Here is a 26,960-nt window from a genome sequence, read left to right on the forward strand (position 1 = left end):
GGGGGTACCTGGGCGTCTCGGGGGCGTCGGCGAGGAGCGGGTATTCCGCGGGGCCTCGGCGGGCGGGTGCCCGCCCGCGGGGGCCGGGGCGTGGCCCGGCCGCCCTGCTGATCCGCAGGTCAGCGCTTGCGGCGGCGCCGGGACGCGGGCCCGGGCGGCCGGGGACCGCCGCGCGCGGACCGTGCGTCGGCGGGTTTGTCGGTGGGTCCGGGAACGCCCGGCACGGTCCTGAGCGGCTGTGCGGGGGCGAACGCGCCTTCGACCACACCGTCGGCCGTGTCGAGCGTCGGCGCGGTGAAGAGCAGGCCGTCGGCACGGTCGCGGGGTTCCAGGGCCCTGGGGGCCGGGGCGGCGGTGTCGAGGTTGAAGACGTAGCCGACGGACTCCTCCTTGATGGCGTCGGTCATGGCTCCGTACATGTCGTAGCCCTCGCGCTCGTACTCGACGATCGGCTCGCGGCCGAGCGTCCAGCGCAGCCCGATGCCTTCGCGCAGGTAGTCCATCTCGTAGAGGTGCTCGCGCCACTTGCGGTCGAGGACGGACAGGACGACGAGACGTTCCAGGTCGCGCAGGGCCTCCGGGCCGAGTTCCCTCTCGCGCTCCGCGTACCGGGCGCGGATGTCGTCGGTCACCGTCTCGAGGACCCGCTCGGTGGTGAGGTCCTCACGGCCACCGTGGAGGTCCACCAGTTCCTCGACCGTGATCCCCACGGGGTAGAGCTGCCGGAGGGCTCCCCACAGCCTCTCCAGGTCCCATTCCTCGGCGAAGCCCTCGCCGGTCTCCCGCTCGACGTACGCCCGGACGGTGTCCTCCATGAAGTGCGCGATCTGTTCGTTCAGGTCCTCGCCGTCCAGGACGCGGCGGCGCTCGGCGTAGATGAGGGTGCGCTGCCGGTTGAGGACCTCGTCGAACTTCAGGACGTCCTTGCGCGACTCGAAGTGCTGCTGCTCCAGCTGGGCCTGGGCGGAGGCGATGGCGCGGGTGACCATCTTGTTCTCGATGGGCACGTCGTCGGGGACGTTCGCCATGGACATCACGCGGTCGACGACGTTGGCCCGGAACAGCCGCATCAGGTCGTCCTCCAGGGAGAGGTAGAAGCGGGAGGCGCCGGGATCGCCCTGGCGGCCGGAGCGGCCGCGGAGCTGGTTGTCGATGCGCCGTGACTCGTGCCGCTCGGTGCCCAGTACGTACAGTCCGCCGAGCGCCGTGACCTCGTCGTGCTCGACGGCGACCGCGGAGGTGATCCGGTCGAGGACCCCGCGCCGTTCCCCGGGGTCCGCGTCCTCGCCCGCCTCGGCGAGCGCCATCGCCTCGGGGTTTCCGCCGAGCATGATGTCGGTGCCGCGGCCCGCCATGTTGGTGGCCACGGTGACGGCGCCCCGGCGTCCGGCCTGGGCGACGATCTGGGCCTCGCGGCGGTGGTTCTTGGCGTTGAGCACCTCGTGCCGGATGCCCTCCCGGCGCAGCAGCGCGGAGAGCGTCTCGGACTTCTCGACGGAGGTGGTGCCCACCAGGACCGGCCGGCCGAGCGCGTGCTTCTCGGCTATGTCGGCGAGGACCGCGGCGTACTTCGCCTCCTCGGTGCGGTAGATCTGGTCGGGGTCGTCGCACCGGACCATGGGCCGGTTGGTGGGGATCGGGACGACGTGCAGCCGGTAGATCTGGTGGAACTCGGCCGCCTCGGTCATGGCGGTGCCGGTCATGCCGGCGAGCTTGCCGTAGAGGCGGAAGAAGTTCTGGAGGGTGATCGTGGCGAGCGTCTGGTTCTCGTCCTTGATCGTGACGCCTTCCTTGGCCTCGATGGCCTGGTGCAGTCCTTCGTTGTAGCGCCGGCCGGCGAGGATGCGGCCGGTGTGCTCGTCGACGATCAGCACCTCGCCGTCCACGACGACGTAGTCCTTGTCCTTCCTGAAGTGCTCCTTGGCCTTGAGCGCGTTGTTCAGGTGTCCGATCAGCGGGGTGTGGTCGGACTCGTAGAGGCTGTCGATGCCGAGCTGGTCCTGGAGGTACTCGACGCCGGGGTCCAAAATCGACACCGTGCGCTTCTTGGGGTCGTACTCGTAGTCGTGCCCCGTCCGCAGGACGGCTAGGCGGTCCTTGTCGGCCTGCGTGGTGAACTGCTCCTCCTGCACCGGTACGCCCCTCATGTGCCGGGCGAACGCGGCGAAGGCCTCGTACCAGTGCGTCGGCTGGTCGGCCGGTCCGGAGATGATCAGCGGGGTGCGCGCCTCGTCGATGAGGATCGAGTCGGCCTCGTCGACGATCGCGAAGTGGTGCCCGCGCTGCACGAGTTCGTCCTTGGAGCGGGCCATGTTGTCGCGCAGGTAGTCGAAACCGAACTCGGTGTTGGTGCCGTAGGTGACGTCGCAGGCGTACTGGGCACGCCGTTCGGCGGGGGTCGACTCCGCCCTGAGGACGCCGACGCTCAGTCCGAGGAAGCGGTACGCGCGCCCCATCCACTCGGCGTCCCGGCGGGCCAGGTAGTCGTTGACGGTGACGAGGTGAACCCCGTTGCCGGCGAGGGCGTTCAGATAGACCGGCAGGGTGCCGACGAGCGTCTTTCCCTCACCGGTCTGCATCTCGGCGATGTGGCCGAGATGCAGTGCCGCTCCGCCCATGATCTGCACGTCGAAGTGGCGCATGCCGAGGATGCGGCGGGAGGCCTCGCGCATCGCGGCGAAGGCTTCCGGCAGCAGGTCGTCCAGGCTCTCGCCCGCACCGAGACGTTCCTTGTACTCCGGTGTGAGCGCCTGGAGCTCCTCGTCGGACAGCGCCCTGAACTCCTCTTCCAGGGAGCCGGTCTGCGCGGCGAGGTGTTCGAGGCGGCGCAGCATCCGGCCCTCGCCCGCCCGCATGATCCTTCCGGTGATGGCGTCGAGCCCTTTTGCTGGCATGGGAATTCCCTCGCAGTCCGGCGCGGTCGATGCCGGGGAGAACCGCCAGGGCGTCGTGGTGGAGTTCCCCGTTCGCCGTTGCGTTCATTGTCGGCGCCCTGCTGCGGCGCGGCAAGCAGCAGGGCGGCGGACGGGGCGGGAGCGCCACCGGGGAAATCGTCAGCGAATGGGCCGGTGCACGTTCTCCCGGGTGCTCGCGCCGGGGGTGGCGTCGGCGATCCAGGGGCCTTCGCCCGACGGGTCCAGGACGCCTTCCTCCAGCCAGGTGTAGGTGCCGGACAGGACGCCCTTGACGACCTTGCGGTCGATGTCGTCGGTGTTGCTCCACAGGCGTCCGAAGAGTTCCTCGACACGGATGCGGGACTGGCGGCAGAAGGCGTCGGCGAGCTGGTAGGCCTCGCGTCCGTGATCGTCCTTCGTGCGCAGGTGTTCCGCCCGTACGCAGGCCGCGCTCATCGCGAAGAGCTCGGCGCCGATGTCGACGATCCGGCCCAGGAAGCCCTGCTTGGTCTCCATACGGCCCTGCCAGCGCGACATCGCGTAGAAGGTGGACCGGGCGAGCTTGCGGGCATTGCGCTCGACGTACCGCAGGTGCGTGGAGAGGTCCACGTCGTGGCTGAACTCGTTGTACGAGCGCGGGAGCTGGCCCGCGCCCGCGACCAGTTTCGGCAGCCACTTGGCGTAGAAGACACCGGCGTTGGCGCCCGCCTTCGCCTTCTCGGAGAGGGACTTGTCGGGGTCGATGAGGTCGCCGGCCACCGAGAGGTGGGCGTCGACGGCCTCCCGGGCGATCAGCAGGTGCATGATCTCCGTGGAGCCCTCGAAGATGCGGTTGATGCGCAGGTCGCGCAGGACCTGTTCGGCGGGGACCGCGCGCTCGCCGCGGGCCGCCAGCGACGCGGCCGTCTCGAAGCCGCGGCCGCCGCGGATCTGGACCAGTTCGTCGGCCATCAGGCAGGCCATCTCGGAGCCGTACAGCTTGGCGAGGGCGGCCTCGATGCGGATGTCGTTGCGGTTCTCGTCGGCCATCTGCGACGACAGGTCGAGCACGGCCTCCAGCGCGAAGGTGGTGGCCGCGATGAAGGAGATCTTGGAGCCGACGGCCTCGTGGAAGGCGACCGGCTTGCCCCACTGCTCACGCACCGACGTCCACTCACGGGCGATCTTCAGGCACCACTTGCCCGCGCCCACGCACATCGCGGGCAGCGAGAGGCGTCCGGTGTTGAGGGTGGTGAGGGCGATCTTCAGGCCCGCCCCCTCCGGTCCGATGCGGTTGGCGGCGGGCACCCGCACCCGGTGGAAGCGGGTGACGCCGTTCTCCAGGCCGCGCAGGCCCATGAACGCGTTGCGGTTCTCGACGGTGACGCCCTCCGAGGCGGCCTCCACCACGAAGGCCGTGATGCCGCCCTTGCTGTCCTCGGACTTCGGGACGCGCGCCATGACGACGAGGAGGTCCGCGACGACGCCGTTGGTCGTCCACAGTTTCACCCCGTCGAGGATGTAGTCGTCGCCGTCCGGCACGGCGGTCGTGGCGAGCCGGGCCGGGTCGGAGCCGACGTCCGGTTCGGTGAGCAGGAAGGCGGAGATGTCGGTGCGGGCGCAGCGCGGCAGGAAGGTGTCCCGCTGCTCCTGGGTGCCGAAGAGTTTCAGCGGCTGCGGTACGCCGATCGACTGATGGGCCGAGAGCAGGGCGCCGAGCGCCGGGTTCACCGAGCCGACCAGGGCGAGGGCCTTGTTGTAGTACACCTGGGTGAGGCCGAGACCCCCGTACTTGGTGTCGATCTTCATGCCGAGGGCGCCGAGTTCCTTGAGCCCGGTGATGGTCTCGTCCGGAATCAGTGCCTCGCGCTCGATCCGGGCGGAGTCGATCTTCGTCTCGCAGAAGTCCCGCAGTTTGGCCAGGAACTCCTCGCCGCGCTGTGTGTCCTCGTCGGCGGGGAGCGGATGCGGGTGGATCAGGTCGAGCCGGAAGCGGCCGAGGAAGAGTTCCTTGGCGAAGCTGGGCTTGCGCCAGTCCTGTTCGCGCGCGGCCTCGGCGACCTGTCGGGCCTCACGTTCGGTGACTGTGGGCTGGTGGGGTGTTGCGGACATGAGGGTCACCTCGCCGCGAATAGGGATCTTGGGTCTGTCCGTTACCGACCGGTTCTACTCGATCGTATTTACCTGATTCCGGACGACCCCACCAGTCCTCGCGCAGCGTTCGGCGCAATGGGCCCACCCGCGGACCGGCCGCCGGTGTTGCGCCGGAGGCCCGGTCCGGGTGCGCCGTCCGGGTGAGGTTCCGCACGGCCACCGGGGGCCGGGCCGGCGCCGGGAATTGGCTGTCGAAGCGCTTCGACAGCCTATGGACACGATTCCTCCACCGAGCTAGTGTCGAGCCACCCTCATCGCCCCTATCGGTACCGCGCGCACTGTCGAAGCGCTTCACAAAACTGGGAGAGCCGGATGGTCACCCTCGCCGAGGTCGCCCAGCACGCCGGAGTCTCGGCGAGCACGGTGAGCTATGTCCTCAGCGGCAAGCGGTCCATCTCCGCGAGCACCCGGCAGCGGGTCGAGCAGAGCATCCAGGAACTCGGCTACCACCCGAACGCGGGCGCCCGCGCCCTGGCGAGCAGCCGGTCCAACATCATCGCGCTGATGGTCCCGCTGCGCACCGACATGTACGTACCCGTGATGATGGAGATCGCCATCGCGGTGGCCACCAACGCCCGGACCCACGGTTACGACGTCCTGCTGCTCACCGGCGAGGAGGGGCCCGACGCGGTACGCCGGGTCACCGGCAGCGGGCTCGCCGACGCGATGATCCTGATGGACGTCGAACTCGACGACGAGCGGCTGCCGTTGCTGCGTGAGACCGACCAGCCGTCCGTGCTCATCGGCCTCCCCGCCGACACCACCGGCCTGACCTGCGTCGACCTCGACTTCGGGGCGACGGGCGCGCTGTGCGCCGAGCATCTGGCGCTGCTCGGCCACCGTGACATCGCTGTCATCGGCGAGGCGCCCGCCGTCTACGAGCGGCACACCGGCTTCGCCGAGCGGACGCTCGACGGACTGCGCGCCCGCTCCCGCGAGTTGGGGCTGCGGGTGCTGCACCGCCCCTGCGAGGGCGGCTACGACGCGATGGCCCTCACCCTCGCCCGCATCCTCGACGAGCGCCCGGGCACCACGGGCTTCGTCGTGCAGAACGAGTCGGCGGTCGAGCCGCTGCTCGCCCTGCTGCGCCAGAAGGGCCGCGCCGTCCCCGAGGACGTCTCGGTGATCGCGATCTGCCCGGACCAGGTCGCCACCCAGTCCTCGGTGCGGCTGACGTCGGTCGCCATCCCCGCCCAGGACATGGGCCGCCATGCCGTCGAGCATCTGATCGCCAAGCTCGAAGGACGCGGCAAGGACGAAGTCGTACTGATCTCCCCGGAGTTGACGGTACGGGCGAGCACGGGGCCGGCGCCGGCCGCTCCCTGAACCGGGCTCCTGCCGACGGCGCGCCCGCCGGTACTCCCTGCGCGGGCCTCACGGACCCCGCTCCCCCGCCGGGCACCCGCTGTCCGCGTGCTCTCCCTGTACCGCGCTTCGCCGCCCCGCCCCGGACGGAATCCCGGCCGCACTCCCCGTCCGCACTCCTTCATGTCTGCACTCCTTCAGGAGCATCCACGTGAATCAGTCCGCCGCAGTCCAGCCCCAGGTGAGCCTCGCGCAGTCCTCCCCGACCGTCGGCACGTTCCGTGAACGGGACGGCGCTCTGGAGTGGAGCGGCCGTACGGAGACCGTCCGGATCGAGCCGTGGGGCCCCGATGCCGTGCGGGTCCGCGCCCGGCTCGGCGGTCCGCTGCTCGAAGGCCTGCCGGGAGCGCTGCTCGACCGGCCCGAGGACACCACGAGCACGATGGAACTCAGCGACGGCGAGGGCCGGTTGACGGTCGGGGCGCTCACCGTCGAGGTGAGCGCCGAGGGGCTGATCCGCTTCACCCGCACCGCGGACGGCGGTGAACTCCTCACCGAGGAGCGCGCCCACTTCTGGTGGCCCGGTTCACGGCTGTACACCCCCACCGGCAACGGCCACCACCGGCTGGAGCAGCGCTTCGCCGCGTACGACGGCGAGCGGCTGTACGGCCTCGGGCAGCACCAGCACGGGCTGTTCGACCAGAAGGGCGCGGTCCTGGACCTGATCCAGCGCAACGCCGAGGTCACCGTTCCGGTGCTCACCTCCAGCCGCGGCTACACCCTCCTGTGGAACAACCCGGCCGTCGGCCGGGTGGAGCTCGCGGGCAACGGCACCCGCTGGGTCGCCGACTCGGCCCGGCAGATCGACTACTGGATCACCGCGGGCACCCCGGCCGACGCCCAGCGCCGCTACAGCGCGGCGACCGGCCGGACACCGATGCTGCCCGAGTGGGCGGCCGGATTCTGGCAGTGCAAGCTGCGCTACCGCACCCAGGACGAACTCCTTGAGGTGGCGCGGGAGTACAAGCGGCGGGGCCTTCCGCTCTCGGTGATCGTCTGCGACTTCTTCCACTGGACCCACCTCGGGGACTGGAAGTTCGACCCGGCCGAGTGGCCCGACCCGGCGGCCATGCAGGCCGAACTCGCCGGTCTCGGCGTCAAACTGGTCGTGTCCGTCTGGCCTTCGGTCTCGCCGCTCTCCGAGAACCATCAGCTCATGGAGCAGCGGGGCTGGTTCATCGGCACGGAGTACGGGCCGATGGCGCACGCCGACTGGCCGGACAAGCAGGTCGCCTCCACGGTCCAGGTGGCCTTCTACGACGCCACGAACCCGGAGGCGCGGGACTTCCTGTGGTCCCGCGTGAAGGACAACTATCTCGACCCGTACGGCATCTCGGCGTTCTGGCTGGACGCCTGCGAGCCGGAGCTGAAGCCGGGCTTCTCCGAGAACCTGCGCTACCACGCGGGCCCGGGACTCGAAGTGGGCAACCTCTACCCGCGCGAGAACGCCCGCACCTTCTACGAGGGCCTGCGCGCCGCCGGGGAGAGCGAGATCATCTCCCTCAACCGCTCGGCCTGGGCGGGCAGTCAGCGCTACGGGGCCGCCCTGTGGTCGGGCGACATCGGGACCGACTTCGCGACCCTGCGCCGCCAGATCGCCGCGGGTCTCAACACCGCCCTGTCCGGGATCCCCTGGTGGAACACCGACATCGGCGGCTTCCACGGCGGCGACCCGGACGACCCGGCGTACCGCGAGGTCATGGTGCGCTGGTTCCAGTTCGGCGCGCTGTCGCCGCTGATGCGGCTGCACGGCTTCCGCGACCCCGGTCTGCCGCTCGGCCCCGGCATGACCGGCGGCCCGAACGAGGTCTGGTCGTACGGCGAGGAGGCGGGCGCCGTCATGGAGAAGTACCTGCGGCTGCGGGAACGTCTGAAGCCGTATCTGCTGGAGGTCATGCGGGAGGCCCACGAGGAGGGGCTGCCGGTGATGCGCCCGCTGCTCCTGGAGTTCCCCGGCGACCAGGCGGCCTGGTCGGTGGACGACGCCTACCTCCTCGGCCCGGACCTGCTGGTCGCGCCGGTGCTCACCGCGGGTGCGACGGCCCGTACGGCGTATCTCCCGGCGGGTGCGCGCTGGACGGACGCGTGGACCGGGGTGTCGTACGAGGGGGGCGCGGCCGTGACGGTGGACGCGCCGCTGGACCGGATCCCGTTGTTCCTGCGGGACGGGGCGCGGCTGCCGGTAGCCGGATAGCGGACGCGGCCGGTCCCGGGAGGGGCCGGCCGCGCCTGGACGCGTGGGTCAACTGCTGCTGACCGTCAGGTTGTTGGCGGCGAAGTCGAGACCGCCCGCGGACGAGGTGATCTCGAAGCCGAACTGCACGTCGCCGATGGTCTCGGCGCTGGACATCCAGCCCTTGGTGTTCGCGATCCACCTCATGATCGGGAGGATGTTGATGGTGCCGGAGGTGGAGTCCGAGGTGCGCAGGAACGAGAAGACGTCGTTCGCGCCGTTGTTGCCCTTGTAGACGGTCCAGGTGTTGCCGTTCAGCGTGAGCGTGCCCTGGGAGGTGCCGAGCGCGCCGACGGCGCCGTTGTAGTTGACCCAGAGCATGGTCTCGTAGTCGTAGTCGGTGTCCCAGATGTCGTACGAGGTGTTGTACGCGCCGGAGGACGGGACGGTGACGTTGTAGGTGCTGGTGAGGGAGGACAGCCCTGCGATCGTCTTGCCGACGTACTTCTTGGAGTTGGGGTAGGACTTGATGCCGCCGGTGTTGGGGTGGTTGGCCCAGACTCCCCAGTTGGTGCCGGAGTTGGCCCAGACGCACTGGCTGCCCGCGCCGGAGCCCCAGATGTTGTTGTAGAGCGTGTACCCGTTGAGGGTGGTGTTGCCCCACTGGTCGCAGGAGGACCAGACGGCGGCCTGGGCGGGGGCGGAGGCGAGGCCGATCGTCGCACCGAGCGCGAGCGCGGGGGCGACGAGGGCCTTGGTGATCCTGCTCAGCGTGCGAAGTGCCATGGGAGTCCCTTCCATGGGTGGGGGGAAGTGCGGGGGGTCTACCGCGGCCCCAGGGTGAGGACGCGGTCTTCTCCGGCGCTCAGGGAGAGCGGTCGCGCGCCGGTGGAAGTCCGGAGTTCGATGCGGCAGGTGCGGCCCGGCCGCAGGACGGCCGTGGCGCCGTCGGGAGTCCAGGTGAGGTCGGCCTCGGCGCCGAACCTCGTCCGGATGCCGCGGAGTTCACCGCTCGGCAGACCTGCGGGGAGCGCGGGGAACAGGACGAGCCGCCGTGGTGTCGACTGGATCAGGGCCTCGATGACGACGCCGGGCAGGGTGTGGGCGGCGTCGGCGTTGTAGACGTGCCGGTCCGGGTAGTGGCCGCTCATCAGGGAGACATGGAAGAAGTCCCCGGCCAGGACGTTGTCGAGGGCCTTCGCCACCCGCCCGGCGTCCCGCAGCCGGGCTGCCACCAGGGCGTGATGGAGGTGGCCGTGCGCCGAGTCGTTCTCGGCGCCGCGCAGTTCGAGGGCGCGATGGGCCGCCGCGGCGAGCCGCGGGGTGTCGTAGGGGTTGATCTCGTCGAGCGGCCAGACGCCGTAGAGATGACTGAGGTGCCGGTGGTCGTAGGTGTCGAGGAGTCCGGGACGGGCCCACTCGGCGAGCGCGCCCTCGGAGTTGACCCGGTGCGGCGGCAGCCGGTCGGCGAGCGCCCGCCAGCGCTCGGCGTCGGGGCCCGGGTGATACGTGGCCGCCGTGCACAGGGCGTGGCGGGCCGCCGAGAGGTCCATCGCGGCGTTCACGGTGACCCAGCTCGCGTTCGCGGGACGGTTCTCCGGGGAGTAGGACGGCACGATCACCAGGTGGCCGTCCTGGTCGGTCCGGGTGAGGAAGTCCTCGTAGAAGCGGGCTGCTTCGGCGAGCGCCGTGGCCAGCCGCGGGTCGCGGGCGCCGCGGGTCTCGTCGTGGTCCACGAGCGGCTTGAGCAGCCAGTCGGCGCCGGCGGTCCACACGTGCAGCGGGTATTCACGGCTGAGGTGGTAGACGTGGCCGGACTCGCCGTCGGTGTGGGCGGGGGCGAGTGCCCCGCGTGCGCCGAAGACGGCTCGGGCGTTGTCCCGCCAGTGCGGCAGCAGGCCGTGGACCAGGGCCGCGTGCGCCTCGGTGACCTCGGGGAGGGCGGCCGCCGCGGCCGACGCCGTCTGGAGATTGAGGTTGGCGTCCGTGGTGAACGCCCCGGACCATGCGGTGTCCCAGTCGCCGGTCCACAGGCCGGTCAGCCGCGGCGGCAGCGTGCCGGCCGCCGACAGCAGGTGGTACCGGCCGGCCGCGAAGAGCCGTTCCACAAGGGCGGGGCTCTTGGGGCGCCGGACCAGCTCCGATCCGGGCAGCGCCCGTTCGGCGGGATCGGCGTGCAGGTCGAGGGTGACCCGCAGATAGGCGGCGCGGTGCAGGGCGGTGTGGCGGGAGAGCAGGTGCGCGCGGGCGTTCTCGATGTCCTCGGCGCCGTGACCGGGCCCGGGCAGCAGATCCCGCAGCGCGCGGAGCTCCGCACGGGCGTCCAGGTGGCCCGGGTGCCGGCGCACCCGGGTGAGCAGCAGCACCGAGCGGGCGCCCTCGACCCGTACGCCCGAAGGGGCGGGACGGGTGACACCGTCCGTCATGAGGAGGGTGACCCCGGTGTACGCCAGGTCGCTGCCCGGATAGCGGGCGCGCAGGGTGAGCAGTGCACCCTCGGGGGTGTGGACGGCTCCGTGCTCCACCGCCAGGTCCGGGGGCGCTCCCGGCAGCCGGTGGTCCAGCGTCACCTCGGCCGCGGGGCCGGGGGCGGTCACGTACTGCGCGATCACGTCGTCGGCGCGCGAGACGAACACCTCGCCGCGCCGGTCACCGCACACGGTGCGGACGACCCCGGTGGTGAAGTCGGCCTCGCGGCGGTAGCCGCGCGCCTCCTCGGCGGGGCGGCGCAGCCGCACCTGGAACGCCGGATGAAACGGCTGTACCCACAGCAGCGGCCGGCCGTCGGTGAAGTCCTCGCCCGCGTTCACGTCTCCGGCGAGCAGCCGGTCCTGTACGTCGGCGAGGCGGTCGGCGAGCTCGGGCGGGCGCGCGTCCGCGCTGCCGTTGGGGCGGACCAGACGGTGATGATTGACGATGACCCGGTCATCGTTCGGATCACCGAACACCATGGCGCCGTGCGTGCCGTTCCCGCTCAGGAAGGCGTCCTCCCAGCGGGCGGCGGGCCGGGGTTCCCAGGTGCCGTGGACGGGGGCGGAACCGGAGCCGCCCTCCGTCGGGAAGCGGCCCGCGTGGGGGCCGGAACGGGCCTCGTCGATCATGGGGCGAGCACCGCCGCTCCGTGGCGCTCCAGTCGTACGGAGTCCCGCACGGCCGCACCGCCGAGCAGGTCGCGGTGACTGCCCGGCACCTCGACGGTCACCGGGTCGCGCCGGTGGTTGAGCAGGAAGAGCAGGTCGCCGCGCCGGACGGCCTCGACACCGTCGGGCAGCCGGCCGAGTGGCGGCCGGACGCCCGCGCGGTCCGCGGCGGCCGCCAGCAGTGCGCGCAGAGCGGCCGGTTCGGGCAGGGTGGAGAGGTAGCGGGCGGTGCCCTTGGACAGTACGGCGGGCAGCCCGTCCAGCTCGCCGCCGCGGTACCGCGCCTCGACGGCCGCGGTGCCGTCGGGTTCGATCTCCTCGGACCACAGCGTGCCCGAGAAGCTGTCGCACGCGACCTTCTCCCCCGCGTCCAGCGGCCACCATTCGTGCAGCGTGCGGATGCCGAACAGGTCGCGCAGCCGCTCGTCCATGCCGCCCGGCCGGACCCGGTCGTCCTCGTCGGCGACGCCGGTGAGGAAGCCGCAGACGAGCGTGCCGCCCGCTCGCGCGTGGGCGAGAAGGTTCTCGATCGCCGTGTCCGTGAGCAGGTAGAGCTGGGGCACGACGACCATCCGGTACGCGGAGAGGTCGTGCTCGGGGTGCGCGAACGCGGTGGTGAGGTGGGCCTCCCACAGGGCGCGGTGCCAGGCCCGTACGACCTCGGCGCAGTCGTTCTCCGCGGACAGCCGGCCGTCGTGCGCTCCCGCCCACCAGGAGTTCCAGTCGTGCAGGATCGCGATGTCCGCGCCGACCCGGGTGCCCGTCACATGGGGTGCGAGGGCGGCCAGTTCGGCGCCGATCCGCTTGATCTCCTGGAAGGTGCGGCCCCGCTCCCCCGCGTGGCCGATCATCCCGGAGTGGAACTTCTCCGCCCCCTGCCGGGATTGCCGCCACTGGAAGTAGCAGACGGCGTCGGCGCCGCGCGCCACGGCCTGGAGGGACCACAGCCGGTTCAGCCCGCGCGGCTTGGGATGGTTCACACCGCGCCAGTTGACGGCTCCGGCCGCCTGTTCCATGAGCATCCAGGGACCGCCCGCCGCCTGCGAGCGCGTCATGTCCTGGACGAGCGCGCCGTGCTGCGCGCCGAGGGGGTCGCGCGGGTCGGGGTAGAGGTCGACCGAGACGACGTCCTCCTCCTCGGCCCACCGCCAGGCGTCCTGGCCGACCCACATCGGCATGAAGTTGCTGGTCACCGGAGTGCCGGGACTGTGGCGGCGCACGATGTCCCGCTCGGCGACGTAACACTCCAGGAGCATGTCGGAGGTGAACCGCCTGAAGTCGAGGACATGCGTCGGGTTCTTCATGTAATGCGCGTGACGCGGTGGGAGGACCTCGTGCCAGTCGTCATAGGCCTGGCCCCAGAAGGCCGTTCCCCAGGCCGTGTTGAGCGCTTCGAGGGTGCCGTACCTGTCCTGGAGCCAGCGGCGGAAGGCGGTGGCCGCCTCGTCGCCGTAGTCGACGGTGCAGTACTCGTTGTTGATGTGCCACATCGTGAGGGCGGGGTGCCCGGCGTAGCGGGCCGCCAGGTCCTCGGTGACGGCGGCGGCGAGGCGGCGGTAGACGGCGCTGGAGTGCGAGAAGTGCTGCCGGGAGCCCCACCATTCGATGCGGCCGTCCTCGTCCCGGGGCAGGGTCTCGGGATGCAGCCGGCCCATCCAGGGCGGTGGCGAGGAGGTGGGGGTGGCGAGCACGACGCCGACGCCGTGCTCGTGCATCAGGTCCATCAGCCGGTCCAGCCAGCCGAACTCCCTTGCTCCGGGGCGGGGTTCGATCCTGGCCCAGGAGAAGACCCCGAGGGTGACGGAGTTGACGCCGGCCTCCTTCATGAGGCGGACGTCCTCGTGCCAGATCTCCTCGGGCCACTGTTCGGGGTTGTAGTCGCCGCCGAACAGGATGCGGCCCCGGGTGGCGTCGCTCAGGCTCGGCCGCCCGGGCTGCGGACCGGTTCCACGGGGCGTGCGCATGACCTACCTCGTTCGGGGTGAGGAAGTGGACCGCCGCGGCCGACCGCTGGTCAGGAGCAGGTCGGCCGCGACGAGCTGGGGGCGGCGCGGGGTGGACACCGGGCACCTCGGTACGGAGCGCCGGGCGGGTCAGCCCTTCACGGCGCCGGTGAGCATGCCCTTCTTGAAGTGCCGCTGGACGAAGGGCGAGAGGACCGCGACCGGCAGCAGCGCCATCACCATGACGGCCATCTGCACGGCGAGCGGGGAGAGCTGGCCGGTGTTGATCTGGGTGGCGAGGCCGACCGGACGTTCCTGCTTCTGCACCAGCTGGATCATGACGTTCTGGAGCGGCATCATGTCCTGGTCGCTCAGGTAGATGGAGGCGTTGAACCAGGCGCTCCAGTAACCGACCGCGTAGAACAGCGAGATGACCGCGAGGACGGCCCGGGAGAGCGGCATCACGATCTGCCACAGGATGCGCCAGTCGCCCGCGCCGTCGATGCGGGCGCTGTCGACGAGCTCGGGCGAGATGCCCATGAAGAACGCCCGCAGCACCAGGATGTTGAAGACGCTGACCGCGCTGGGGAGGATCAGCGCGAGGTAGCTGTCGGTGAGGCCGAGGGCCTGCACCAGCAGATAGGTGGGGATGAGTCCGGCGCCGAAGAACATCGTGGCGAGCAGCAGCATCAGGAACCAGCGGTGGCCGAGCGATCCGACGCGCGAGAGTCCGTAGGCGCACAGGACCGAGACCGCCATGCTGAACAGGGTGCCGGCCAGGGTCACGCCGACGCTGACGAGCGCGGCGCGCTGTACCTGGCCGCCGGTGAGCAGTTCCCTGTAGGCGACCAGGGTGACGCCCCTGGGGACGACGACCAGTCCGCCGGCCGCGTCGATGGTCTTCTTCGACTGGAGGCTGGTGACGACGACGATCCAGAGCGGGAACAGGATCGCGAAGGCGGCCAGGGCGAGGGCGATCCCCTTGCCCGCGAGGCCGGCCTTCGACGGTTCCTCCTCCCAGGGCGGCCGGGGCGGTGCCGACCAGCGGCCGGGCCTCTCGCGCGGTGGGTGGGTCACGGCCGTCATTTCTCGTACACCCCCTGCTCGCCCATGAGATGGGCGACCTTGTTGGCGGTCAGGACGAGCCCCAGGCCGACCACCCCCTTGATCAATCCGGCCGCCGCGGCGTAGCCGAAGTCCTGGTTGCGGATGCCGTTCCACCAGACGTAGGTGTCGAGGACCTCGGAGGCGCCGGGACCCACCGCGTCGCGCTGGAGCAGGAGCTGCTCGAAGCCGACGGTGAGCGCGTCGCCGACGCGCAGCACCAGGAGCAGGGCGATCACCGGGCGCAGGGCCGGCAGGGTGATGTGCCACATCCGGCGCCGGCGTCCGGCCCCGTCCATGGCGGCGGCCTCGTACAGGTCGGGCGACACGGCCGACAGGGCCGCGAGGAAGACGATGATGCCCCAGCCCGCGTCCTTCCAGACGCCCTCGGCCGTCACCAGGAACTTGAAGATCCCCGGGTCGGTCATCAGGTCGATGCCCTGGTGCCCGTGTTGGCGCAGGGTCTGGGCGATGACGCCCGCCCCGCCGAAGATCTGCTGGAAGACGGTGACGACGAGGACCCAGGAGAAGAAGTGCGGGAGGTACATGACCGCCTGGGCGACGGCCCGGACCCGGGGCCTGACCACGCTGTTGATGAGCAGTGCGAGGCCGATGGGGATCGGGAAGTAGAGCACGAGCTGGAGGAAGAACAGGACGAACGTGTTCTGCACCGCGTGCCAGAAGCCCGAGTCGGCGAAGATCCGCTGGAAGTTCTCCAGACCGGTCCAGGGGCTCTCGAAGATCGCGACGAAGCCGTTGTCGCTCAGATACGGGTCGTAGTCCTGGAAGGCGACGACGTTGCCCAGCACCGGTATGTAGTTGAAGACGAGCAGCAGCGCGATCGCGGGCAGGGTCATCAGGATCAGGGTGCGGTCGCGTCTGAACCGCAGCCGGAAGCCCCGCTTTCCCGCGCCCTGTGCGGCGCCCCCGGCGGCCCGCCGTCCGGTGGCACCGTCCGGCGGGCTCCCTTCCGGCGTCCTCTTGCCCGCCCTGGCCCCGGCCCTGCTCCGAGGCACCGTGCTGTGGGACACGGCCTTCTCCTTGCCTCAGTCCTGGGTCACTTGGCCGCGGAGCCGTTGTCGTCGAGCAGCTTCTTGTACCAGGCGCGCAGGTCGTCGCCGCCCTTCTGCTTCCAGTCCGCGACGGCCTGCTGCATGTCGCCGATCTTCTTGCGGCCGCGGACGATGTCGTCCTCCAGCTGCTCGAAGTCGTTGGCGAGGTTGGTCCACCGGTTGGGCTCGGTGATGGTCAGGCCGTAGAAGGAGGACTTCTTGGTGAAGGCGCCCATGCGCTGCTGCCACTCGACCTGGAGCCTGGCGATCTCCGGCAGATCGGGGTGGGCGAGGTAGGCGGCCGGGTCGCCGGTGTAGTCGTAGGCGCCGTTGACCTCGTTGGTGCCCTTGGTGGTCTTGGTGGGCAGGCCGTTCTTGATCGTGTAGTCGGTGCCCTCGACGCCGTACACCGTCAGCATGTACTCCTTGGTGCCGTAGGGCGCCGCGCAGAAGTCGGCGAGCGCGAGGAAGTCCTTGATCTGCTGCTTGGACGCCTTTCCGCTCACGAAGGTGAAGATGCCGGCGGGCTGGGTCGCCCAGAGTGTGGGGTCGCCGCCGTCGGGGCCGAAGATGTCGAAAGCGCCCATCTCGAAGTCGGTCTTCTGGGTGCGCTGTTCGGCCGTCGAGCCGTACCAGTAGGACAGGTCGCCGTTGAAGACGAGGGACTGGCCCGCGGTGAAGCGGTTGGACGCGTCGCCCTTGACGGCCTTGGCGTCGGGGTGGACGACGCCCGCCGCGTACAGCTTGCGCGTCCACTCCAGGGCTTCGAGGTACTCGTCGGTCTCGATCCGGTTGACCAGCTTGCCGTCCCTCAGGTCCCACCACAGGGCTTTGTCACTGCCGTTGAGGACGCCGTAGATGTTGAAGGCCGTCCACTTGAGGTCGTCGCAGGCCCACACCTTCGCCTTGGCGTCGGTGGCCTCCTTCGCCCAGGACAGGAACTCGTCGGGCGACTTGGGCAGGGTGTAGCCCTTCTTGGCGAAGATGTCCTTGCGGTAGAAGGGCGCGATGTTCGTGACGTAGGAGGCCGGCATCGGGATCGCGCGCAGCCGGCCGCCGAAGATGGAGCGCTGCCAGGCGTCGGTCGGTACGGCCGCGAGGTTCGGGTAGGCCTTGACCTTGTCGCCCGACAGATACGGGCCGAGGTCGGCGAACTTGGCGTTGATCGCGCTCGGGATCTTGCCGTTCAGGTTCCAGCCCGGGACGACCACCACGTCCGGGATGTCGCTGGAGGCGAGGACCGCGCCCAGTTTCTCGTCGTAGGTGTTGCCGTCCTGGTTCTGCCAGGTCGCCTTGACGCCGATGGCCTCGTTCATGGCCGTGTAGTACGCGTTGCCGCCGGACGGCGGGGTGCCCCAGAACGGCGACATGATCTTCAGGTCGCTGCCGGTGCCCAGCTTCTTCGGGACGGACGTCTTCAGCGCGTCCAGGTCGATCGCCCGGGTGAACCCGGCCGCCGATCCGTTCTTCGACGGGAGGTCGGGCGTGACGACGTTCGACGCCACGAACGCCGGAAGGATCTTCTGGGCGTCCTTCCCCGAGGTGGTGCCGTCCTTGCTGCCGTCCTGTCCTCCGCCGCAGGCGGCGAGCAGGGACGTTCCGCCGGCCACGGCGGCCGCTGCGACCGCCGTGGAGGCGAGGAAGCTTCTCCGGCTGGGGGCGGTGGTGGCGGTGTTCGGCGTCATTGCGTCAACCCTTCATGGCGCACAGCAGGACACCCGGCGGTGGAGCCGTCGGCTGCGGTGTCTTGAGTGGATCTGCCTGAGCTGAAGCGGTCCTCGGAGGACTGTGCCCTGGGAAGAGGGAAGCCCGACAATCGAAGCGCTTCGATGTTGCTGCGAGGTTAAGTGAACGCCTGAGGGCGCACAAGGGTCGATCCCAAGATTCCTCGGAGACGTGCGACAACAGAGCTTATCCGTGCGGCACTTGACATCACTGGCGGGAAACAGAGGTGAGACGCTCAGGCGTCTTGACACCCACCCCTTGGTCGATCGAGCATCGAAGCGCTTCGAAAGACCTTCGATGCCCCACCACAAAGGGATCACCACGTGACCGCAGAGACGCCACCCATGCCGCCCTTCCGCGACGCGAGCCTGCCGTTCGCGAAGCGCATCGACGACCTGCTGACGCGGCTCACCCCGGAAGAACGCGTCGCGTTCCTGCACCAGTACACGCCCCCCGTCGAGCGGCTCGGGATACCCGCCTTCCGCACCGGCCAGGAGGCGCTGCACGGGGTCGCGTGGATGGGTCCGGCGACGGTGTTCCCGCAGGCCGTCGGGCTCGGCGCGACCTGGAACGCCGAGCTCGTGCGCCGGATCGGGGAGGCCGTCTCGTCGGAGGCCCGTGCGATGCGCGCCCGCGACGACCGCGTGGGCCTCAACGTCTGGTCCCCCACGGTCAATCTGCTGCGCCACCCGCTGTGGGGACGCAACGAGGAGGGCTACTCGGAGGACCCGGCGCTCACCTCCGCCATCGCCACCGCGTACACCCGCGGGCTGCGCGGCGACCATCCGGTCTACTGGCGCACGGCGCCGGTCCTCAAGCACTGGCTCGCGCACAACAACGAGACGAGCAGGGACACCACGTCCTCGTCCGTCCGGCCGCGCGTGCTGCACGAGTACGATCTGCGCGCCTTCCGCGAGACCGTCGAGGCGGGCTCCGTCGCCGGCGTGATGCCCGCGTACAACCTGGTCAACGGCCGTCCCAACCATGTCTCGCCGTACCTGCGCGAGCACCTGCGGACCTGGACCGACCAGGAGCTGCTGGTCTGCTCGGACGCGGGCGCGCCCTCCAACCTGGTCGACTCCGAGCACTACTTCGACACCCACGAGGAGGCCACCGCCGCCGCGCTCCTCGCCGGCGTCGACAGCTTCACCGACCACGGCGAGGACGGCTCGCGGATCACCGCACGCGTCCGGGGAGCCCTGGAGCGAGGCCTGCTGACCGAGGCCGACATCGACACCGCGGTCCGCCGCCAGCTCGCCGTGCGCTTCCGGCTCGGCGAGTTCGACCCGGACCTCGACCCGTACGCGAGCACCGGGGAGTTCGACACGCCCGCCCACCGCGCGCTCGCCCGGGAGGCCGCGGAGCAGGCGATCGTCCTGCTCAAGAACGACGGCCTGCTGCCGCTGCGTCCCGGAGTCCGGCTCGCCGTCGTCGGCCTGCTCGCCGACGAGTGCAAGCTCGACTGGTACAGCGGCACGCTCATCCACCGGTCGACCCCGCTGGAAGGCCTGTACGAGCGGTTCGGCGCCGAGCGGGTGGACTTCGCCGAGGGCGTGGACCGCGTACGCCTGAGGACCGCGTCCGGCCGGTATCTCGCGGTGCCCGCCGCGGACGGCGCGCTGGTGGGGACCCGGGGTGCCGAGGGTGCGCTCGATCCGGCGCTGCTCGCCGGCCGTACGGACCTGCCCCCGCTGACCGCCGACACCGTCGGCACCGAACTGGCTCTGGTCGACTGGGGCGAGGGCGTCCTCACGCTGCGCTCCCCCGACGGCCGCTACCTGTCGGTCGCCGACGACGGCTTCGTGCGCGCGTCCGCCGACCGGCCGGGCGGCTGGGTCGTCCAGGAAACCTTCCGGCTGGAACCCTCCGCTTCCCATCGCGGCGGCCACCTCCTCAAACACCTCGGGACGGGCGGATACGTCTGTGTCGCCGCCGACGGCGTGAAGGTTGCCGGGCGGGAGGCCGGGGACGCCGAGATCTTCGTGGCGGAGTTCACCGAACGCGGTGAGGACGCGGTGGCGCGCGTCGCCGCCTCCGCCGACGTGGTTCTCGTCGTCGCGGGCAACGACCCGCACATCAACGGCCGCGAGACCGAGGACCGTACGACCCTGCGGCTGCCCGCCCATCAGGAACGGCTGCTGGACGCCGCCCGCGCGGCGAACCCGGACACCGTGCTGGCGCTGGTCTCCGCCTACCCGTACGCGGTCGACCCCACCGGCCTGCCCGCCCTGCTGTGGACCGCGCACGGCGGCCAGGCGGCGGGCACCGCGCTGGCCCGCGTGCTCGCCGGGGACGTCTCCCCCGGGGGCCGCCTCCCGCAGACCTGGTACGCCACGGACGACGACCTGCCCGGTCTGCTCGACTACGACGTGATCGGCGGCCGGCAGACCTACCTCTACTTCGAGGGGACCGCGCTGTTCCCCTTCGGGCACGGCCTGTCCTACGCCTCGTTCGCCTACACGGATCTGCGGGTCCGCAGGGAGGCCGCGGCACTGACCGTCTCCTGCACCGTGACGAACACCGCGACCGTGACCGCCGACGAGGTCGTCCAGCTCTACACCCGGGCGGTCGCCCCGTCCGTGCCCCGCCCCCGCCGCGAACTGGCGGCGCACCGGCGGGTCCGGCTCGCTCCGGGCACCTCGACGGCCGTCACCTTCGACCTCCCGCTCACCGCGCTGGAGTTCTGGGACGTCGCGCACGGCCGTCGACGCCTGGAACCGGGCATGTACGAGCTGCTGGTCGGCGCCTCCAGCGAGGACGTCCGGCTCGGCGCGACCGTCGAACTCGACGGCGAGCCGGGCGCGTTCCGCCCGGTCCGCGAACACGGCCTGGACGCGGCCGACTTCGACGAGCAGCACGGCACCGCGATCGTCGACCGTACGAAGACGGCGGGCGACGCGGTGACCCCGGCGGACGGCGGCACGGGCGAAGTCCTGTACCGGCTCTGCGACTTCGGAGCGGGCGCCACCGGTGTCGTGATCGAGGTGGCGGGCGAGGGCGCTGTCGAGGTCTCGCTGGACGGCAAGCCGGTCGCCGAAGTCACGCTGAGCGGAACACGGGGGCCCTACGACTACCGCACCCTCACCGCCCCGTTCACGGCCGGCGGTGTGCACGACGTCCACCTCGGACTGCGCGGGCCCGTCCGGCTCGCGCACGTCGGCTTCTCCGGTTGAGGGTCCGGAGGAGCCGGCACAGGGGTCCGGCACCGGAAGGCATCGGTGCCGGGCCCCTTCTCTGGCGAACTTAGCTGAAAACGATTGTCACTAGACACGTCGTTTTCGGTCACGTCCCGACAGGCGGACGGCCGGAACCCGTGAGCGCCTCGAGCCCTTCCGAAAAACGCCAGGCCGTGCGGCCGTGCACCTGACGCGATTGTTCGGCGATCCCGCCCGGCCGGACGTTTGCGCTTCTCAGGCCTTGCGCTAATATGATCTTCAGCAGATCGGCGGAGGTCACGCCGGTTCGCGATGCGTTGGTGGTCCAAGGAAAGACGCCCCGCTTCCTGCGGGGAAATGCAGGTGCAAGGCCTGCCCGGCGCTCTGTGAAGACCCTGTCCCGCATTGTCCGGGACAGGGTCTTTTTTTGTCCGGTCCGGCTCGCACGGGCCGATTCGGGTGGGGCGACGGGTCTCTTCGGGCCCGTGTGAGCGCGGCGACCGTGGCACGCCGGTCGCCGGCGTGAAGCCGCAGCGTACGGGCGAAGCCCTGCGCGCCGGGCGGTCGCCGTCGTGTCGCCTCGTCCCTGGACGGCGATTCAGGGTCGGGCCGGCAGCCAGCCCTGCTGAACGGCGCGTACGCCGGCCTCGAAACGGCTGCGTGCGCCGAGGCGGTCCATCAGTTCGGAGGCGATCCGCCGGGCCGTGCGGTGCGACACCCCGAGCCGTTTGGCGATCGCCTCGTCGGTATGGCCCCCGGCCAGGAGACGGAGGGCGGTCGCCTGCTGGCCGGTGAGCCCGTTCGGGTCGGTGGGGACGACCTCGCCGAGCGGCCGTGCGACCTCCCAGGTGGTCTCGAAGAGCGCGCACAGCGCGGTGAGCGTGCCCTGGCCGGTGAGCAGGACGGCGCCCGCGGCGGTGTCGTCGCTGCTGACCGAGATCATGGCGGTCTGCCGGTCCATGAGGATCATCCGGGTCGGCAGGGACGGAACCGTGCGGATCCGGCCGCCCAGCCGGGCCAGCCAGGTGGCGTGTTCGACGGTGGGCCGGTTGGTGCGGACGCTGTCGAGGTAGATCGTGCGCATGCGCACCCCACGGCCGAGCAGATCCTCGTTGAGGGGCCGTGAGGCGGCCATGTTCTCCGCGGTCTGCGGACCGCCCGGGGCGAAGGTCAGGAACTCCTCGCGCACCTCCCGGGTGAGCACGGCCAGCCGGTCGCGTATCTGGTCGAGGCCGACCAGTTGCTCCACCCCGGGATGGCTGGTGGCCGGACGGAGCTCGGCGTACTCGGAGATGAGCTGGGCCGCGGCCGCCCGCGAGGCTTCGAGGCGCTGCCGCTGGGCTGCCAGCTGGGCCTGCTGGCGGCCCATCAGGATCTCCATGCCTATGTCCGGGGAGACCGCCCGGAGCCGGCTCGCGTCCCCGGCGGCGGGGCGCACCAGCGCTAACTCGCTCAGTGTGTCGAGGGCGTCGCGCACCTCTTCCCCGGACAGCCCCACGGCGTCGGCGAGGGCCGCGACACCCGCGGCCGGGTGTCCGAGCATGGCGCGGTACACCGCCTCCGTGACGGAGTCGAGCCCGAGAGCGGTCAGCATCTGGTTCCCCCAGTTTCCTGCACTCAACATCCCCTCTTCGACGATGATCTTCGCAGAAGGGTGCGGGATCGTCACAGCGCCAGGACGGAACCGGCCGTGGCCTCAACCGTCCATCCTCCAGGCCGACTTGCTCTCGACTTCCATTGAGAGTCTGGAACGCATGTATCTGGTCCACGCGCATCTGGAACTGCCCTCCGGCGAGGAACTTCCGGAGAACATCCGGGCGTTGGTGCGATCGGCGATCGTCACCCGCGACCGCGTCGAGCACGTCGCCGTTCACCCCGTCCCTCCCGCCCGGCTCACGCTCGGCTTCTATCTGCTGGCCGGTGTGCTGGAGGAGGCGGAGGAACGGTCGGTGCGCGTCTGCCGCCGACTGCTGCGCGACGTACCGCAGTTGGCCACGGCGCGGCTGACCGGTGCGGGGGTGCCGTTGATGCCGCTGACCTTCGAACCGCAGGCGGTGGACTGAAGCGGCCCGCGTGGACACATCGGTCCAAGGCCCTTTCCGTCCATCCGTGAACTCTTCTCACGGGCCTGAGCTGCGACGAACCTATGGAGCACCGGCCGAGCCGAGCGCCACCGCGGGGCGCGACGGCAGGCCGGACACCGCATCTCGTCCCGGAAGGAACGGAAACAGCCATGCTTCGTACCCGAATCGCCAAGGTCGCCGCGGTCTCCTCCCTCGTCGCCGCCGCGGCTCTCGCCTCCCCGGTGGTCACGCTCCGGTCCACGGCGGACGCGGTTCCGGCCTCCTCCGTTCTCGCCGGTGACGCCGGCTGGCAGGTCGCCCCGACGGACGCCGGCTGGCAGTAGGCCGCCCGCCGCCGTCGGCCGCCCACCGGCCTGTCGGCCACGATCCGACTCCTGTCCGTCTGCCTGACCACAACCCGCCCCGGGGGACCGAAAAGTGAAGAACGGCCGGAGAATCGCGGGCCTGCTGACGGCCGGCGCCCTCGGCACCGGACTCCTCACGGTAACCACCCCGACCGCCGAAGCGGCCACCACCTCCTCGGGCGGAGTCGACATCTACGGCGTACTCGACGACGGCAGACTGACGTTCAGCCAGATCAAGTGGGGCTTGAACTACATCGACGGCCACTACGGCTCCCCGTGCGACGCGTGGAACTTCTGGCAGGCGAACAGCTGGTACTGATACCGGCGGACCTGAAAAGGGCGGCGCCCCCTCGAACCGAGGGGGCGCCGCCCTTTCGGCGTGGGCCGGGAAGTCCGGCGCTCCGGGACATGGATGCGGTGGGCGCTCGGCGCGTTCATGGAGCCGGCGCCACCGGCACGACCTGGGCGTCGGCGTCGCGCACGAGGCAGGGCCGGAGGCCGGCAGCACCCCGGCAGGCCCGGGAGGTCGGCAGCGCCCCGGCGGTGCGGACGGCGGCGGGGGCGCGGCTCCGGTTGGAGTCGGTGGAGACCGTCGGCCGGTACCACTCCGTTCCGGTTCCGGCCGGTACCGCGCCGCCCGGCCGCTGTGGTGAGGGTTCTGCCGGTTGATGCCTCTGCCGGCTGTATGTTCTGCCGACTGTCGGTTCCGCCGGTGGTGAGGCCGTTCTGGGCCAGGAACGCCTTGAAGGCCCCGCCGGGGATCGGCGGGGCCTTCAAGGCGTCGGGTGGGGCGTCAGGCGATCTTCTTGTAGCGCAGGGCGACGTACGACGAGGCCGGGTGGCCGCTGATGTCGCCGCTGTCGATGTCCGCGGTCGAGTAGTTCATGTCCGTTGCCGGGCTGCTCTCGGAGTAGTAGTAGAAGGTGCCCGCGTCCTGGTTCTTCCAGCCCGCGAAGATGACAGCGTGCTCGGAGTAGCTGTTCAGAGCGTCACCGGGCCTGAGGTCGGACTTGTTGATCTCCGTGCTCGCGCTGGAGAGGGTCTCGGTCGTCAGCGAGCTGGTGAGGTGCCAGGCCATGGAGACGAAGCCGGAGCAGTCGGTGCGGTAGGTGTGATCGCCGTCGATGTCGGAGGCGGAAGCGCCCTGGTCGTACTGGACGTTGCGGGTGTACCAGTTCTTGGCCCGGGTCATGACCTCGCTGCGGGAGATGGTGCCGCCCTGCACGGACTCCGGCGGGGCCGGCGCCACGTAGGAGCAGTTGCTCGCGTAGGTCGACAGCAGGCTCTGGGTCCAGCCGGACGCGTCCACCGGGTCGTCGGAGTGGTACGTGATGTCGCTGCCGTCACCGTCGGTCGGGTCCGCGTCGTGGTACCAGTACATGCCACCGTTGGTGCGGCCGTAGTAGAGGCCGCCGCCCGGTGAGGAGAGCGAGTCGACCGCCGACCAGCCGCTCGTCTTGAGGACCGAGAGGTCCCAGTCGTCCACTCCGTTGATCTTGTAGCTGAGCAGCCGTCCGTCCGCGGTCGAGGCGACGATGCGGTCGTCGCCCGCGGCGGCGAGCGTCTTGAGGACGAAGCCGGTGTCGATCACGACGTGCTGGCCTATGTGGGCCGACCCCGCGGGCTTGGCCTGCGACACCAGGTACTGGTGGAGCTGGCCGTCGACCGTCCCGTAGAGGTGACCGGCGCCGTCGTAGACCAACTTGTCGAAGGTCCAGCCGCCGTCCCAGATCTTGACGACGCCCGCGACCGTGAGGGAGGTGTTGTTCGTCTGGATGTCGACCCGGTAGAGGTCGCCGGTGGTCGAAGTGACCAGGACCGTGTTGAAGTTGAGGGCCGCCATCGTCTTGGGCGTGAAGCCGAGGTTCGGGCCGATGAGCGTCTTGACGCGGTCGCCGGTGTTCGGCGCGATCTGCGTGTACGTCAGCCGGCCGTCGGACAGCGTGCCGTACATCGACACGTCGCCAGTGCAGGACGCGACGGCATGCGCGGCTCCGCCGGTGATCGCCACCAGGCCGAGGGACATCGCGCCGACGGCGACGGCGGCGGCTGTGGTGCGGCGGACGGCATGGCCCAGCTTCATGATTTCTCCTGCGGTGAGTAGGTCGAGCGGGCGAAGCCACATCCCTGGCCCAGACAGCTGCCCTGCAGGTGCAGCCGTGAAGGATGTTCTCGGGTGTGGCTCCCGGTGACAGGAACTACTTTCGCCGCAGGTCACGGGGGCCGGAAGAGAAATCGCGTGGACGCAAACGTCCCTGGCCTGTTGCGTCCTGACGGAGCGTAGGCAGCACCGGAACGCCACGCACAGCGGGCTCCGGCCGTCCGAAGTTCCCGGACACGCCGACGGCCGCAGCCCCCGCACAGTGGGCTGCGGCCGTCGGCCTCGGTGAGGTCTTCGTCAGAGGGCGAGACCCGTCAGCACGAGCACACGCTCGTAGGTGTAGTCGTCCATCGCGAACCTGACGCCCTCACGGCCGACACCGGACTGCTTCGCACCGCCGTACGGCATCTGGTCGGCGCGGTAGGACGGAACGTCGCCGATCACGACGCCGCCCACCTCCAGGGCACGGTGCGCGCGGAACGCGGTCTGGAGGTCGTGCGTGAACACGCCCGTCTGGAGGCCGTACTTGGAGTTGTTGGCGGCCTCGAAGGCAGCCGCCTCGCCGTCCACCTTCTGCACGGTCAGGACCGGTCCGAAGACCTCCTCGCAGGAGATCGTGACGTCGGCCGGAACGTCGGCGAGGACGGTCGGGGCGTAGGAGGCGCCGTCGCGCTTGCCACCGGTGAGCAGCGTGGCGCCGGCCGCGACGGCCTCGTCCACCCACGACTCGACGCGCTCGGCGGCGACCTCGCTGACCAGCGGGCCGACGTCCGTCGCGTCGTCGGACGGGTCGCCGGTGACCTGGGCCTCGACGGCGGCGACGATGCGCGGCAGCAGCCGCTCGTACACCGCGGCGTCCGCGATCACGCGCTGCACCGAGATGCAGGACTGGCCGCCCTGGTAGTTGGAGAAGGTCGCGATGCGGGTCGCGGCCCAGTCCAGGTCCGCGTCGCTCGCGAAGTCGGCGAGGACGACGGCCGCGCCGTTGCCGCCCAGTTCCAGGGTGCAGTGCTTGCGCGGCACCGAGTCCATGATCGCGTAACCGACCGTCTCGGAACCGGTGAAGGAGATGACGGGAAGGCGCTCGTCCTGGACCAGGGCGGGCATCTTGTCGTTGGCGACCGGCAGGATGCTCCAGGAACCGGCGGGAAGGTCGGTCTCGGCCAGCAGGTCGCCGAGGATCAGGCCGGACAGCGGGGTCGCGGGCGCCGGCTTCAGGATGATCGGGGCACCCGCGGCGATGGCCGGGGCGACCTTGTGGGCGCACAGGTTCAGCGGGAAGTTGAAGGGCGCGATTCCGAGGACGACACCCTTGGGGAAGCGGCGCGTGAGGGCGAGCCGGCCCTGACCGCCCAGGTCGGTGTCCAGGCGCTGCGCCTCGCCGCCGTTGAAGCGGCGGGCCTCCTCGGCGGCGAACCGGAACACGGACACCGCGCGGCCGACCTCGCCGCGGGCCCACTTGATCGGCTTGCCGTTCTCGGCGGAGATGAGCTGCGCGATCTCCTCGGTGCGCTCGGCCAGACGGCGCGAGACGTGGTCGAGGGCGGCGGCGCGTACGTGGGCCGGGGTCGCGGCGAACTCGTCGCGCACGGCGTGCGCGGCTGCCACGGCCTCCTCGACCTGGGCCTCGGTGGGCACGCTGACCTGGCCGACGAGGCGGCCGTCCCACGGCGAGGTGACGTCGAAGGTGGTCTCGCCCGTGGCCTGGCGGCCGGCGAGCCAGAAGGCGTGGGTGGAAGTCATGTGC

At 70.7% G+C, this 26,960-nt stretch carries 16 protein-coding genes and 1 pseudogene; 6 read left to right on the plus strand and 11 right to left on the minus strand.

Going from position 1 to position 26,960, the window contains the following annotated elements:
• Positions 1–119: 119 nt before the first annotated feature.
• Together secA and OG780_RS12075 are read right to left on the minus strand one after the other, a co-directional pair.
• Positions 120–2,894: a preprotein translocase subunit SecA gene (gene secA, locus OG780_RS12070; protein ID WP_328447463.1), complete on the minus strand. Its 2,775-nt coding sequence runs from the start codon at positions 2,892–2,894 to the stop codon at positions 120–122.
• Between the two features lie 159 nt (positions 2,895–3,053).
• Entirely contained in the window at positions 3,054–4,985 is a 1,932-nt protein-coding gene (locus OG780_RS12075; RefSeq protein ID WP_328447465.1) for an acyl-CoA dehydrogenase family protein, read from the minus strand.
• 354 nt (positions 4,986–5,339) lie between these two features.
• Between OG780_RS12075 and OG780_RS12080 the strand changes: the two genes are divergently transcribed.
• Both OG780_RS12080 and OG780_RS12085 read left to right on the plus strand, forming a co-directional pair.
• Entirely contained in the window at positions 5,340–6,353 is a 1,014-nt protein-coding gene (locus OG780_RS12080) for a LacI family DNA-binding transcriptional regulator (protein ID WP_328447468.1), read from the plus strand.
• A gap of 190 nt (positions 6,354–6,543) precedes the next feature.
• The gene (locus OG780_RS12085; RefSeq protein WP_328447470.1) at positions 6,544–8,586 is read left to right on the plus strand and encodes a glycoside hydrolase family 31 protein; all 2,043 of its coding nucleotides are present in this window, start codon (positions 6,544–6,546) and stop codon (positions 8,584–8,586) included.
• A gap of 48 nt (positions 8,587–8,634) precedes the next feature.
• Here OG780_RS12085 and OG780_RS12090 read toward each other — a convergent pair whose 3' ends face one another.
• The 6 genes from OG780_RS12090 to OG780_RS12115 all read right to left on the minus strand — a co-directional run bounded on the left by OG780_RS12090 (position 8,635) and on the right by OG780_RS12115 (position 17,489).
• A complete protein-coding gene (locus OG780_RS12090) occupies positions 8,635–9,351 on the minus strand; it encodes a glycoside hydrolase family 12 protein (protein ID WP_328447472.1) in 717 nt (238 codons plus the stop codon).
• 38 nt (positions 9,352–9,389) lie between these two features.
• Positions 9,390–11,666, minus strand: coding sequence for a glycosyl hydrolase family 95 catalytic domain-containing protein (locus OG780_RS12095; protein ID WP_328447473.1), 2,277 nt, complete (start codon positions 11,664–11,666; stop codon positions 9,390–9,392).
• Positions 11,663–13,669 (minus strand): beta-galactosidase, encoded by a 2,007-nt coding sequence (locus OG780_RS12100; RefSeq protein WP_328447474.1) that lies wholly within the window; start codon positions 13,667–13,669, stop codon positions 11,663–11,665. The genes OG780_RS12095 and OG780_RS12100 overlap by 4 nt, the downstream gene beginning before the upstream one ends.
• 129 nt (positions 13,670–13,798) lie before the next feature.
• Positions 13,799–14,734: a carbohydrate ABC transporter permease gene (locus OG780_RS12105; RefSeq protein ID WP_328447476.1), complete on the minus strand. Its 936-nt coding sequence runs from the start codon at positions 14,732–14,734 to the stop codon at positions 13,799–13,801.
• A complete protein-coding gene (locus tag OG780_RS12110) occupies positions 14,731–15,783 on the minus strand; it encodes an ABC transporter permease (protein WP_328447478.1) in 1,053 nt (350 codons plus the stop codon). The genes OG780_RS12105 and OG780_RS12110 overlap by 4 nt, the downstream gene beginning before the upstream one ends.
• 26 nt (positions 15,784–15,809) lie before the next feature.
• Positions 15,810–17,489, minus strand: coding sequence for a Tat pathway signal sequence domain protein (locus OG780_RS12115; protein WP_328447480.1), 1,680 nt, complete (start codon positions 17,487–17,489; stop codon positions 15,810–15,812).
• Between the two features lie 363 nt (positions 17,490–17,852).
• Between OG780_RS12115 and OG780_RS12120 the strand changes: the two genes are divergently transcribed.
• A complete protein-coding gene (locus OG780_RS12120; RefSeq protein WP_328447482.1) occupies positions 17,853–20,702 on the plus strand; it encodes a glycoside hydrolase family 3 C-terminal domain-containing protein in 2,850 nt (949 codons plus the stop codon).
• A 580-nt stretch (positions 20,703–21,282) separates the two neighbouring features.
• On the opposite strand, the gene OG780_RS12125 is transcribed toward OG780_RS12120, so the two are convergent.
• On the minus strand, positions 21,283–22,278 hold the full coding sequence (locus OG780_RS12125; RefSeq protein WP_328447484.1) for a helix-turn-helix transcriptional regulator: 996 nt from the start codon (positions 22,276–22,278) through the stop codon (positions 21,283–21,285).
• 160 nt (positions 22,279–22,438) lie between these two features.
• Between OG780_RS12125 and OG780_RS12130 the strand changes: the two genes are divergently transcribed.
• From OG780_RS12130 to OG780_RS12140, 3 genes and pseudogenes are all read left to right on the plus strand, one after another.
• The gene (locus tag OG780_RS12130) at positions 22,439–22,747 is read left to right on the plus strand and encodes a hypothetical protein (protein ID WP_328447486.1); all 309 of its coding nucleotides are present in this window, start codon (positions 22,439–22,441) and stop codon (positions 22,745–22,747) included.
• A 170-nt stretch (positions 22,748–22,917) separates the two neighbouring features.
• On the plus strand, positions 22,918–23,091 hold the full coding sequence (locus tag OG780_RS12135; protein ID WP_328447488.1) for a hypothetical protein: 174 nt from the start codon (positions 22,918–22,920) through the stop codon (positions 23,089–23,091).
• A 247-nt stretch (positions 23,092–23,338) separates the two neighbouring features.
• Positions 23,339–23,431: pseudogene (locus tag OG780_RS12140) on the plus strand (lytic transglycosylase domain-containing protein); the annotation flags it as partial.
• Positions 23,432–23,905: 474 nt separating this feature from the next.
• Here the strand turns inward: OG780_RS12140 and OG780_RS12145 are convergent.
• Both OG780_RS12145 and OG780_RS12150 read right to left on the minus strand, forming a co-directional pair.
• Positions 23,906–25,195 carry a tachylectin-related carbohydrate-binding protein gene (locus tag OG780_RS12145; RefSeq protein WP_328447490.1) on the minus strand — a complete coding sequence of 430 codons (1,290 nt, stop codon included), beginning with the start codon at positions 25,193–25,195 and terminating at the stop codon, positions 23,906–23,908.
• Positions 25,196–25,510: 315 nt separating this feature from the next.
• Entirely contained in the window at positions 25,511–26,956 is a 1,446-nt protein-coding gene (locus OG780_RS12150; RefSeq protein WP_328447492.1) for an aldehyde dehydrogenase family protein, read from the minus strand.
• Positions 26,957–26,960: the final 4 nt, after the last annotated feature.

The organism is Streptomyces sp. NBC_00386 (assembly GCF_036063235.1).
Taxonomy (GTDB): Bacteria; Actinomycetota; Actinomycetes; order Streptomycetales; family Streptomycetaceae; genus Streptomyces.

Bases quoted from the DNA above. Each gene is read 5' to 3' on its own strand.
- OG780_RS12100 (WP_328447474.1), bottom strand. From the start codon at position 13,669: ATGCGCACGCCCCGTGGAACCGGTCCGCAGCCCGGGCGGCCGAGCCTG.
- OG780_RS12090 (WP_328447472.1), bottom strand. From the start codon at position 9,351: ATGGCACTTCGCACGCTGAGCAGGATCACCAAGGCCCTCGTCGCCCCC.
- OG780_RS12130 (WP_328447486.1), top strand. From the start codon at position 22,439: ATGTATCTGGTCCACGCGCATCTGGAACTGCCCTCCGGCGAGGAACTT.
- OG780_RS12105 (WP_328447476.1), bottom strand. From the start codon at position 14,734: ATGACGGCCGTGACCCACCCACCGCGCGAGAGGCCCGGCCGCTGGTCG.
- secA (WP_328447463.1), bottom strand. From the start codon at position 2,894: ATGCCAGCAAAAGGGCTCGACGCCATCACCGGAAGGATCATGCGGGCG.
- OG780_RS12115 (WP_328447480.1), bottom strand. From the start codon at position 17,489: ATGACGCCGAACACCGCCACCACCGCCCCCAGCCGGAGAAGCTTCCTC.
- OG780_RS12150 (WP_328447492.1), bottom strand. From the start codon at position 26,956: ATGACTTCCACCCACGCCTTCTGGCTCGCCGGCCGCCAGGCCACGGGC.
- OG780_RS12075 (WP_328447465.1), bottom strand. From the start codon at position 4,985: ATGTCCGCAACACCCCACCAGCCCACAGTCACCGAACGTGAGGCCCGA.
- OG780_RS12080 (WP_328447468.1), top strand. From the start codon at position 5,340: ATGGTCACCCTCGCCGAGGTCGCCCAGCACGCCGGAGTCTCGGCGAGC.
- OG780_RS12125 (WP_328447484.1), bottom strand. From the start codon at position 22,278: ATGCTGACCGCTCTCGGGCTCGACTCCGTCACGGAGGCGGTGTACCGC.
- OG780_RS12135 (WP_328447488.1), top strand. From the start codon at position 22,918: ATGCTTCGTACCCGAATCGCCAAGGTCGCCGCGGTCTCCTCCCTCGTC.
- OG780_RS12095 (WP_328447473.1), bottom strand. From the start codon at position 11,666: ATGATCGACGAGGCCCGTTCCGGCCCCCACGCGGGCCGCTTCCCGACG.
- OG780_RS12145 (WP_328447490.1), bottom strand. From the start codon at position 25,195: ATGAAGCTGGGCCATGCCGTCCGCCGCACCACAGCCGCCGCCGTCGCC.